Raw genomic sequence first — 10,945 nt, forward strand, 5'->3', positions numbered from 1 at the left:
GCCACGACCAGTGCCGCGCCCGCGGCGAGGGCCGCGGCGGCGCCGCCAGCCTCCCAGCCGAGGCCGTCGGTGCCGGTGGCGGCGAGCGCGCCGGTGCCGGTGCCCGTGGCGGTCGTGGTGGTGGCGGTGCCGGTGGTCCCGGGGTAGCCGGCGGGCTGGACGGGCTGCGGCTGCTGCCCCGAACCGTCGGCGCCGGTGGAGGTGCCCGTACCGCCGTTGCCGTTGCTGGTGCCGTTGCCGTTGCCGGGCGTGGTGGTCGCGGCTTCGTCCTCGGCGCGGGCCTTGGCCCAGCCCTCGTCCAGGAACGCGGTGATGTCCGCGTCGCCGCCCTCCAGGGCGGCCAGCGCGGCCTTCTTCACCGCCGGGCCTCCGGTCTCGGCGATCTGCGAGACCCTGACCCGGTCGTCCTGGGCCTTGGCCTTGGCGAAGCCGCCGTTGAGGAACGCCTCGACGGCCTCGTCGGTGCCGGCGTCGAGCGCCTTGCCGGCCGCCTCGCGCACGGCCGGGCCGCCACTGGACATGAGCTGGGAGAGCTTGACCCGGTTGTCGTCGGCGCGCAGCCGGGGCAGCTCGGCCTCCAGGAAGTGGCGCAGCTCGGCGGCGCCGCCCTTGAGGGCCTTCTCGGCGCCCTCGCGCACGCCGCGGCCGGTCTTGGGGTCGGCGAGGATGGCCTCGATCCTGGCGCGGTCCTCGTCCTCGGCGCGGGCGGCGTGCTGGCCGGTCGCCAGGAAGTCGAGGATGTCCTGGTAGCTGCCCTCCAGCGCCTGGGCGGCGGCCTTCTTGACCGCCGGGCCGCCGAGGGACTCGATCTGGACGACCCGCACCCGGTTGTCGGTCCGGCGGCTCGGCTCCAGCTCGGCCTCCAGGAAGTGGCGCAGGTCGGCGGCGGTGCCCTGGAGGGCCTTCGCGGCGCCCTCGCGCACCTTGGACCAGGCCGGCGAGTCGGCGAGGATGCGCTCGACCTCGGCGCGGTCCTCGTCCTCGGCGCGGGCGGCGTACTGGCCGGTCTTCAGGAACTCGGCGATGGCGTCGTCGCCGGCGTTGATGGCGGCCCGGGCGGCCGCGTCGAGGACCGGGCCGGCGCCGTTGCGGAGGCGGGCGACCAGCAGCCGGTTGTCCGACTTCTGGAGGCCGTCGAGTTCGGTCTCCAGGAAGTGGCGCAGGTCGGCGGCGGTGCCCTGGAGGGCCTTCGCGGCGCCCTCGTGCACCCTGCACCAGGATTCGGCGGGCGAGTTGGCGAGGATGCGCTCGACCTCGGCGCGGTCGCGCTGCTCCTGGCCGTCGGCGCCCTTGGGGGTGTCGCCCTGGGACGCGGTGTCCTCGGGGGCGGTGTCCTTGACGGAGTCGGAGCCGGTGTCGGGGCCGGAGATGCCGGCCGGCTTCGGGGTGTCGGCGGCCGAGGCCGAGGAGGGGAAGAGCACGGCGGGGGCCAGGACGGCGGCCGCGACGACGGCGGACACCCGGGGGAGCTTCATAGACAGAGGACCTGCTTCGCGCTGTGGATCATGAACGACCGACAGCATAGATCCACTTTTACGATTGCCATACCAATTATGTGCGACTCCTTCAAACATCCCCGGCGAACAGCGCGTTGCGCCCGGTCAGAGGCACACCGGGGGCGGCGCTAGGGTGTGGCGGATGAGCTTCCACCTGGTCGTCGGACACGGGCCCGCCGGGGCCGCCACCGCCCGCCTGCTGGCCGGGCGCGGCCACGAGGTGCGGGTCGTCACCCGCGGCGGGCGCCCCGCCCGCCCGGCCGTCCCCGGCGTCGAGCACCTGGCCCTGGACGCGAGCGACCCCGCGGCGCTGGCACGGGCCGCGCACGGGGCCGCCGCCGTCCACGGCTGCGCCGCGCCGCCGCTGCCCCAGTGGACGCGGCTGTGGCCGGGGCTGACGGCCTCGCTGTGCGCGGCGGCCGAGGAGAGCGGCGCGGTACTGGTCATGCTCGGCAACCTGTACGGCTACGGGCCGGTCGCGGGGCCGATGACCGAGGACCTGCCGCTCGCCGCGACCGGCCCCAAGGGGCGGGTGCGGGCGGCGTCCTGGGAGCGGGTGCGGACGCTGCACGAGGCCGGGCGGATCCGGGCGGTGGAGGTGCGGGCCTCGGACTTCTTCGGCCCCGGCGTCACCGACGGCGGCCACCTGGCCGCGCGGGTGATGCCCCGACTGCTCAAGGGCCGCCCGGTCACGGTGCTCGGCGACCCGGATGCCCCCCACAGCTGGACCTACCTGCCGGACGTGGCCCGGGCGATGGCCGAGGTCGCGGAGGACGAACGGGCCTGGGGCCGGGCCTGGCACGTGCCCACCGCCCCGCCGCTGCCGGTGCGCGCGATGGCCGGACACCTGGCCGCCGAGGCCGGCGCCGGGCCGGTCGCGGTGCGGCCGCTGCCCTCGGCCGTCCTCGCGGCGGCGGGGCTGTTCTCGCCGCTGCTGCGCGAACTGCGGGAGACGCGCTACCAGTTCGACCGGCCGTTCGTGGTGGACTGCTCCGCCTACGAGGCGGCGTTCACGGTGCGGGCCACGCCCTTGGAGGAGCAGGTCCGGGCGACGGTCGCCTGGTGGCGCGAGCGCGAGCGGCCGTAGCCGGCCGGCCCCCGGACCGCCGCCCGAACCACCGCCCGGGCCGCGAGGTGCGTGCCCCGACGGCGCGCACCCGGCGGGAATCGCCGGACACGCCCTACGCTCGGCACGGTCAGGGTCTCCGGTTCGAAGGCGGGTGCGCTCATGCTCGGGTACGACGCGGACGGGTTCGTCCGGGACGGGGCCCCGCACCGGGTGGTGGCCGGGGCGGTGCACTACTTCCGGGTGCACCCCGGGCTGTGGGAGGACCGGCTGCGGCGGGTGCGGGCGCTCGGGGTGAACACCGTCGACACCTACGTGCCGTGGAACTTCCACGAACTGCCCGGCGGCACCGTCGACTTCACCGGCTGGCGGGACGTGGCGCGCTTCGTTCGGCTGGCCGGCGACCTCGGGATGGACGTCATCCTGCGCCCCGGCCCGTACATCTGCGCGGAGTGGGACTTCGGCGGGCTGCCCGCCCGGCTGCTGGCGGTGGACGGGCTGCGGCTGCGCTGCGCCGACCCGGCGTACCTGGCCGAGGTGGACGGCTGGTTCGACGCGGTGGTGCCCGAACTGCTGCCGCTGCTGGCGAGCCGGGGCGGCCCGGTGGTGGCGATGCAGGTGGAGAACGAGTACGGCAGCTACGGCGACGACGCCGCCTACCTCGCCCACCTGCGCGACGGCCTGGTGCGGCGCGGGGTGGACTGCCTGCTGTTCACCACCGACGGCGCCCACGACACCATGCAGCAGGGCGGCGCCGTCCCCGGCCTCCTCGCCACCGCCACCTTCGGCTCGCGCGCCCCCGAACGCCTGGCGGTGCTCCGCCGCCACCAGGGCCAGGGCCCGCTGACGGCCATGGAGTTCTGGATCGGCTGGTTCGACCAGTGGGGCCTGCCCCACCACGTCCGCGACCCGAAGGAGAGCGCCGCCGCCCTCGACGAACTCCTCGCCACCGGCGCCTCCGTCAGTCTCTACATGGCCCACGGTGGCACCAGCTTCGGCCTGTGGGCCGGCGCCAACCACGCCGGCGCCCACCCGCTGGACGCCGGCTACGAGCCGACCGTCACCAGCTACGACTACGACGCGCCGATCGGCGAGGCCGGCGAACTCACCGCCAAGTTCCACGCCCTGCGCGAGGTCATCGGCCGCTACCTGCCGCTGCCGGACGGCGAACTTCCCGCCCCGCCGGCGCGGGTGGACCCCCGGCGCCTGGAGCCCGCGCGCGGCCGGGCGACCCTGGCCGGGGCCCTGGACGTGCTGTCGCGGGTGCGGCGCCACGCCGCTCCGCTGCCGATGGAGCGGGTCGGCCAGGACCGGGGCCTGATCCACTACCGCACCCGCGTTCCCGGCCCGCGCCCCGAACTCCCGCTGCGCATCGACGGGTTGGCCGACCGGGCGCAGGTGTTCGCGGACGGGCGCCCGCTCGGAGTGCTGGACCGCAACTCCCCCGGCGCGACGCTGCCGCTGGCCACCGGGCCCGACGGGGTCGTCCTGGACATCCTGGTCGAGGCGCTGGGCCGGGTGAACTACGGCCCGCAGATGGACGACCGCAAGGGCATCACCCGCGGTGTCTCGCACGGCCACCAGCGGCTCTTCGGCTGGCAGATCCGCCCGCTGCCGCTGGGCGACCTCACCGCGCTGCGCTTCACCGACGAGGAAGCGGCCAACGCCGGGGAGGAGGCCCGCGCCGGGGAACCGGCCTTCCACCGCTTCACCGCCGAACTCCCCTCCCCCGCCGACGCGTTCCTCGCCCTGCCCGGCTGGGGACGGGGCCTGCTGTGGCTCAACGGCTTCCTCCTCGGCCGCCACTGCGCCGCCGGCCCCCAGCGCACCCTCTACGCCCCCGCCCCGCTGTGGCGCGCCGGGACCAACGAGCTGGTCGTCCTGGAACTCGAACACCACGGCACGGCCGTGGAGTTGCGCGACGAACCGGACCTCGGCCCGGCCACGGCGGCCCCCAGCTCCGAGTACTGAGCGGAGCTCCGGACCCGCCTCGGTACGCGCCGCTGGAAGCCGGGCCCGCCGGCTTCCAGCTCCGCTCGGCCCCGGCCCCGGTCAGGCCCCGGTCAGGTGCCGATCAGGCGCAGCGAGGCCCACAGGGCCAGGACGGCGGCGGTGAGGGCGGCGGGGACGGTGAGCAGGCCCAGGCGGGTGAACTGGCGCAGGTCGGCCGGTACTCCGTGGTCGCGGACGATGCCGCGCCACAGCAGGGTGGCCAGCGAGCCGGCGTAGCCGAGGTTGGGGCCGATGTTCACCCCGAGCAGGACCGCGAGGACGGCGCCGGGGCCCAACGGGGCGGCCAGCGGCACCAGGGCGAGGGTGGCGGGCAGGTTGTTGATGACGTTGGCGAGGACGGCGGCCAGCGCGGCGGTGGCGAGCAGGGCGGGCAGCGTGGTGCCGGAGGGGACGAGGTGGGCCAGGGCGGCGGACAGGCCGTTGTCGACGACCGCGCGCACCACGATGCCCAGGGCCAGGACGAACGCGAGGAACGGCAGGGCGGCCGAGCGCACCACCGTGGCGGCGGTGGCGTGGCCCCGGGCCAGGGCGCGTACGGCCAGGGCCGTGGCGCCGGCCGCCGCCGCCCAGGCGGGGTTGACGTGCAGGGCGGAGGCGAGGACGAACCCGGCGAGCGTGGCGGCGACGGTGGCCAGGGCGAACACCGGCATGGCGGGGGCCGGCCCGTCCTCGGGCGCGCCGGCCGTGGCGGCGTCCAGGTCGGCGGCGAAGAAGCGGCGCAGCACCAGGTACTCGACGCCGACGGCGGCCAGCCAGGGCAGGGTCATCAGGGCGGCGAAGCGGCCGAAGCTCAGGCCGCTGGCGGTGAAGGCGAGCAGGTTGGTCAGGTTGGAGACGGGCAGCAGCAGCGAGGCCGTGTTGGACAGGTGGGCGCAGGCGTACAGGTGCGGGGCGGGGCGGGCGCCCAGGCGGGCGGCGGTGGCCAGGACGACGGGGGTGAACAGGACGACGGTGGCGTCCAGGCTGAGCACCGCGGTGACCACGGCGGCGACGGTGAACACCTGGGCCAGCAGGCGGCGCGGGCGCCCGGCGGCGCTGCGGGCCATCCAGGCGCCGCAGGCGCGGAACAGCCCCTCGTCGTCGCAGAGTTTGGCCAGCACCAGGACGGCGGCCAGGAAGCCGATCACCGGCCCGAGCCGGGCGGCCTCGGCCGTCGCGTGGTCCAGGGGGACGGCGCCGGTGGCCACCAGCAGGGCGGCGGCCGGGACGGCGACGGCGGCCTCCGGCCAGCCCCACGGCCGGGCGACGGCGCACACCAGGACGAGCGCCAGCAGGCCCGAGGACAGAACTTCGGCCCAGGCGGTGTTCAGGGGGTGCTCCTCGGGTGTTCCTGGGGGGTGGTCAGTGCTCGGGCCCGGTTCGCGGCCGGGCGCAGCATGCCACACCGACACCTCGCCGGCGGCCGGGGGTCACCGTCCCGGCCGCCGGCGGGCCGGTCAGTCCCACCAGAAGGACCACTGGTGGGCGCCCACCAGCTGCTCGGCGTACGCGGTGAGGGTTTCGGCGCCCTGGAAGACGAGGTCGGGGCAGAAGGCGGTGTGCTCGGCGGCCAGCGGGAGCGCCTCGGCGAGGGTGGCGGGCGGTACGGGGACGCTCAGATCCAGGGTGGCGAAGCCGACTTCGACGACCTGGGCGCCGAAGCGGCGCTCCCAGTCGGCGAGCACGGCGGCGATCTTGGCGGTGTCGTTCTCGTGGTTCACGGGGCCGCCCCAGCCGCACACCGCGAGGGCGTGGGCGCCGCTGTCGGCGCGGACCAGGCCGAGGCGCACGTCCTTGAAGGACCCCAGCACGTCGGCCAGTGCGCGGGCCTCGCGGCCGGCGGCGCCGTCGGGGACGGTGGCGGCGGGGGCGGTGCCGGGGAAGGCGCGGCCGTAGGGGGCGAGGGACTCGTCGAGGATCTCGGCGTCCTCGCTCGGCCCACCGTCCTCGCCGTCACCGTCCTCGTCCTCGTCCTCGGCGATCTGCTTCCACCAGGTGGCCAGCAGGGCGGCGGGGTCGTAGAGGCCGGGCACGGCGGCGTCGCCCGGGTAGAGCTCGCCGGACAGCCAGGGGCGGTAGTCGGGGTCGCCGTGGTCCAGCGGGGTGAGCAGCAGTGGCCACAGGCCGCTGTCCGGGTGGGCGCGGTGCAGCCGCGCCCACAGGCCGGCGGGGGCGGGGGCGTCGCTGACCCACAGCACCGGCTCCGCGCCGTCGTCGTCCCCGCCGGCCAGGCGGCCGGGCGGCAGGGGGACGGTCAGGGCGGCGAGGGCGGCGGCGAGGTCCAGGGGCTCGGTCATGCGGCTCACCGTAGGGGCGCGCACTGACAGGACCGGGTGGCGTCCCCGCCCCCGGCAGTGCGTCAGGACCAGGGCAGCCCGGCCCGCGTCGCCCAGTACGCCTCGGCGGGCTCGGCCAGGGCGTCGAGGGCGGCCAGGTCCTCGGGGGCCGGGCGCAGGCCGGCGGCGGTGAGGTTGGAGGCGAGCTGGCCGAGGGTGGCCGCGCCGGACAGCACGACGTCGGCCCAGGGCTGGGCGGCGGCCGCGGCCAGGGCGAGGGCGTCGGGGGTGGTGCCGGCGCGGGCGGCGAGGGTGCGCAGCGCGGCGGTGTCGGGGCCGGTGGCGTTGCGCCCGGCCAGGCGGCCGTTGGCCATGGCCTCCTTGACCACGACGAGCCAGCCGGCCGTACGGGCTTCGGCGAGGGCGGGGGCGGCGGAGGTCTCCAGCAGGTTCCAGGTGGACTGGACGGCGGTGAACAGCGGGCGGCCGGCGGCGGTGACGGCGAAAGCGCGGCGGATGGTGTCGGCCTGGGCGGGGCCGCTGGTGGACAGGCCGATCCGGACGCCCTCGGCGGCGAGGGCGGCGAGGCGCTCGTGCAGGGCGGGGTCGGTGAGGGCGGGGCTGTCGGGGGTGACGGAGTGGATCAGGTAGACGTCGAGGTGGTCGCCGAGGTGGGTGCGGGTCTCGCGGATCTGGCGGTCGTAGACGGCGGTGGAGTGTTCCTTGACCTCGTGGGCGCCGGCTGCGCTGGTGTGCCAGTCGGCGGTGTAGGTGTAGCCCCACTTGCTGCCGACCGTGACCTGGGCCGCGGCCTCGGGGTGGGCGGTGAGCCACTGGCCGAGGAACTCCTCGGCGCGGCCATAGGAGCGGGCGGTGTCGAGGTAGCGCACGCCGGCGGCGTACGCGGCGTCGAGCAGGGTGTGGGTGCGTCGGCGCAGGGCCTCGACGGTGCGTTCGGCGGGCAGGTCGGTGTCGCGTCCGAGGTTGATGTAGCCGGGCCGGCCGACGGCCGCGGTGCCCAGGCCGAGGCGCGCGGCGTGCGGGTGCGCGGTGGGGGCGGGGGTCGCGGGGGCGGTGGGGTCGGTCGGCATGGCGGGGTCTCCTCGGGCGGCGCGGTGGTGCTCACCCGGGACTCTAGCCTCCGGTCCGGTCCCGGCCCCGGCCCCGGCTCCGGCTCCGGTCCCGGCCGGGGCCGGACCTCCCCGGGGCCGGGCGGGCGGCGGCTCTCAGCGGCGGGCGGCGGCCAGGGAGCGGAGCCGGACGTGGACGGCGGCGGGCTCGGTGCCGGTGAGGGCGGCGACCTCGGCGGCGGACAGGCCGAGGACCAGGTGCAGCAGCAGGACGTCCTGCTGGGCGGCGGTGAGGTGGGCGACCGGGTGGAACGGGCGCGGGCCGGCCAGGATGCGGACCCGGCCGCTGACCGCCTGCCAGGCGCAGGCCGTCGGGCTGGCGGTGGACAGGGCGTCGAGCCAGTGGCCGCCGAGTTCATGGAAGGCGTCGCGCACGGCCCGTGGCGCGTCGGCGGGCGGCAGGAGCAGCGCGGCGTAGTCGAGGTAGTGGCGCCGGTGGAGGTCGTGCAGCGCCCACAGGCCCAGGGCGGGCGCGGGGGCGGGGGCGGCCGGCTTGTGCGGTGGTGTCGGCATGGTGGTGTCCCGGGGTGGCGCGGGGTGGGTGCTGCTCCGCGGATGGGTGCCGGTCCGCGGGCGGGTGCCGCTCCGCGGATGGGTGCCGGTCCGCGGGCGGGGCGCGGGTGGCGCGCCCCACCCGCGGACTTGGGTCACACGAGCAACGACGGGTTGTCGTCGGTGCCTTCGCGGCCCGCCGCGGCGGGGTGGGCGGGCCCTTCGTCCCGCTCGGCGGCCAGGTTGGTGCGCAGGGTCATCCACAGTCTGAACAGGGTGTCCGTCGGGGTGCCCGCGCTGGAGGACTGCATGGCCCGGACGAACTCGCTGTGGTACGTACGGGAGTTGACCGGGAGCGGGGTCCGGGCGTTGTTCGTCCGGTCCCAGGCGGCCGCCCACAGGGCGCGGCGGGCCTCCTTGACCCCGCAGACGTCCATGTAGGCGAGGAACACGGGTTTGCGCAGCGGGGCCTCACCCTTGAGGACCAGGGCCAGGGTGCTGGAGGGCAGCCGTGCGCCCCGGTCGCGGGCCCGGCGGTCCAGTTCCCTCAGGGAGGGCCAGTCGGCCTTGCGGCGCATCTCGTGCATCGCGCGGCGCAGGTCGGCGAAGGAGTCGACCTGTTCGGGGTCGACCCGCCGGGGCGCGCGCAGCCGCCGGGTCCTCGACGGATGCGGGACGTGGGCCCAGTAGTTGGCCTGGGACCACTTGCGGCGGGCCGTCTTGAGGTCGCCGCCGCATTCGCGGACGACGGCCTCGACGACCTTCCAGCTCGGCACGGAGCGCCCGGCGGCGGCCCGTTGCAGGGTGGTGGGGTGGTAGTTGGTCCGATCGGCGAGCTGACGGTACGTCAACTTCGCCTCCTTGCGCTGCTCGCGCAGCCATTCGGCCAGTCGGCGCAGCGCCGGCTCGGCCGCCTCGACCGGCTTCTCTCGGCGTCCCATCGCAGGCAGGCGCTCTTCCTAGGCCCGCCCCCGTCGGAGCCTTGCGGCCAACAGGCAGCCGCCCGTGGCCAGTTCGAGCGCGGCTCCGGCCGACATGCCGGTCGCCACCAGGGCGGCGGCCAGCGCGACCGTCAGGACGACCACGACCACGACGACCACCACGGCCGTCACGCCGGCCGGGCCGTCCGCCGTCGCGCAGCGGGCGCGGTCGCGGGTGCGCGGGTGCTTGTTTCGCTTCCTCGTCATCGAGGAACCCTCCATATCACTGTCCACTCCAACGGGCGGGCACTTGTGCGGTTGGCGTCGCACTGTGTGTCCGGTGGCATCACACTCTGTCAGGCGTACGGGTGAATCCCAATCGGTTCGGTGAACATCGCGCGGATTGATGCGTCAGAGTCCCGCCCCCTGCCCGCAATTTTGCGAACGCCCTAGCAGAGACGCACAGTTCAACGAACTGAAACCGGATTTTGATGCGCCTTTGTGCAACGCGCCCTTGTGAGCCCTCCTGGCGGGATGTGACGATTTGGAGCGGCGTCACCCGGACCTGTCGGGTCCGGAACCCGGGGGCGCTGTTCACTCCAACAAATTCGGGATCATCGGCAGCGGGCCGTGTTGGCGCATGGGTCCGTCCGAACAGCAGAGACCGCCCGGCCCGTTCGCTGGCCCGAGCGGTCTCTCTGCGTTGCGGGCGCCGCCGCGGAAAACCGGTGGCAGCGCGGCCGCGCGCGGGGTTACCGTGCCGTCCTGCCAGGCCGCCTAGCCAAGGGAATCCCGTTGTACACCGTGTGAGACCTCCCGATCGCTGATCTGTCGCGCGTCGCGCCCGTGCGCCGCGCTCCTTTCCGCTGCGGACTTCTCACTGGAAACGGTGTACCCCTGTGCTCGAAACCTGGGTGGTCATGCCCACCTGCCTGCCCCTTGTCCGACGGCGCTGCCACACGTGCGCGTCCGAACGCTTCCGGGCGAGCGGCAGATTCCGTGTCAACGCCAACCACAAACTCATCGACGTCTGGCTGCTGGTGCTCTGCACCGGGTGCGGGCGGACCGACAAGCTCACCGTCCTGGAGCGGGCGCGGGTGCGCTCCGTACGGCCCGATCTGCTGGACCGGCTGCACGCCAACGACCCGGGCCTGACGGCCGAGTTGCTCCAGGACCCGGCGGTGCTGCGGCGGGGCCGCGTCGCCCTCGACTGGGGCGGCGCCTGGCGCCTGGACACCGGCGGCTCGAATCCCCTGGACCACGAGGTGCTCGACGTCTCGGTCCGCTTCGCGGCCCCCGTCCCCGTCCGCCCGGTGCGGCTGATCGCCGAGGCCTGCGGCCTGTCGCGCGGCGAGGTCGAGCGGCTCCTCGCGCAGGGCCGGCTCGTGTCGGCGGTCCGGCTGGACGGCAGGCTCAGCGACGACTTCACCTTCATCCTCAAGCGCTGAGCCCTTCCCCGGGTGCCCCCGCGTGGGAAGTCGGCCGGGCCGACTTACCACGCGGGGGTCGGGTACGGGCGTCGGGTACGGGCCTCGGGTACGGGCGGCCTCGCGGCGCTGGTCAGACCCGCTGG

At 75.8% G+C, this 10,945-nt stretch carries 10 protein-coding genes; 3 read left to right on the forward strand and 7 right to left on the reverse strand.

Annotated elements, in window-relative coordinates; all coding sequences use genetic code 11:
* A partial coding sequence (locus ACFRMQ_RS30350; RefSeq protein WP_380733888.1) for an ALF repeat-containing protein occupies positions 1-1,475 on the reverse strand: 1,475 nt, incomplete at its 3' end.
* 163 nt (positions 1,476-1,638) lie between these two features.
* Between ACFRMQ_RS30350 and ACFRMQ_RS30355 the strand changes: the two genes are divergently transcribed.
* Positions 1,639-2,583: an NAD-dependent epimerase/dehydratase family protein gene (locus ACFRMQ_RS30355; protein WP_380733889.1), complete on the forward strand. Its 945-nt coding sequence runs from the start codon at positions 1,639-1,641 to the stop codon at positions 2,581-2,583.
* 141 nt (positions 2,584-2,724) lie between these two features.
* On the forward strand, positions 2,725-4,533 hold the full coding sequence (locus tag ACFRMQ_RS30360) for a beta-galactosidase family protein (protein ID WP_380733890.1): 1,809 nt from the start codon (positions 2,725-2,727) through the stop codon (positions 4,531-4,533).
* 92 nt (positions 4,534-4,625) lie between these two features.
* Here the strand turns inward: ACFRMQ_RS30360 and ACFRMQ_RS30365 are convergent, their stop codons facing one another.
* The 6 genes from ACFRMQ_RS30365 to ACFRMQ_RS30390 form a co-directional block, all read right to left on the reverse strand.
* Positions 4,626-5,885: an SLC13 family permease gene (locus ACFRMQ_RS30365; protein ID WP_380733897.1), complete on the reverse strand. Its 1,260-nt coding sequence runs from the start codon at positions 5,883-5,885 to the stop codon at positions 4,626-4,628.
* A gap of 126 nt (positions 5,886-6,011) precedes the next feature.
* On the reverse strand, positions 6,012-6,851 hold the full coding sequence (locus tag ACFRMQ_RS30370; protein ID WP_380733891.1) for a DUF4253 domain-containing protein: 840 nt from the start codon (positions 6,849-6,851) through the stop codon (positions 6,012-6,014).
* A gap of 62 nt (positions 6,852-6,913) precedes the next feature.
* Complete coding sequence (locus ACFRMQ_RS30375; protein ID WP_380733892.1) at positions 6,914-7,921, reverse strand: aldo/keto reductase; 1,008 nt, start codon at positions 7,919-7,921, stop codon at positions 6,914-6,916.
* 135 nt (positions 7,922-8,056) lie between these two features.
* Positions 8,057-8,473 carry a sigma factor-like helix-turn-helix DNA-binding protein gene (locus ACFRMQ_RS30380; protein ID WP_380733893.1) on the reverse strand — a complete coding sequence of 139 codons (417 nt, stop codon included), beginning with the start codon at positions 8,471-8,473 and terminating at the stop codon, positions 8,057-8,059.
* Positions 8,474-8,607: 134 nt separating this feature from the next.
* A complete protein-coding gene (locus tag ACFRMQ_RS30385; protein ID WP_380733894.1) occupies positions 8,608-9,393 on the reverse strand; it encodes a helix-turn-helix domain-containing protein in 786 nt (261 codons plus the stop codon).
* A gap of 18 nt (positions 9,394-9,411) precedes the next feature.
* Complete coding sequence (locus ACFRMQ_RS30390; RefSeq protein WP_380733895.1) at positions 9,412-9,639, reverse strand: hypothetical protein; 228 nt, start codon at positions 9,637-9,639, stop codon at positions 9,412-9,414.
* 653 nt (positions 9,640-10,292) lie between these two features.
* Between ACFRMQ_RS30390 and ACFRMQ_RS30395 the strand changes: the two genes are divergently transcribed.
* The gene (locus ACFRMQ_RS30395; RefSeq protein ID WP_380733896.1) at positions 10,293-10,820 is read left to right on the forward strand and encodes a DUF1062 domain-containing protein; all 528 of its coding nucleotides are present in this window, start codon (positions 10,293-10,295) and stop codon (positions 10,818-10,820) included.
* Positions 10,821-10,945 lie beyond the last annotated feature (125 nt).

This window comes from Kitasatospora sp. NPDC056783 (assembly GCF_042789895.1).
Classification (GTDB): domain Bacteria; phylum Actinomycetota; class Actinomycetes; order Streptomycetales; family Streptomycetaceae; genus Kitasatospora.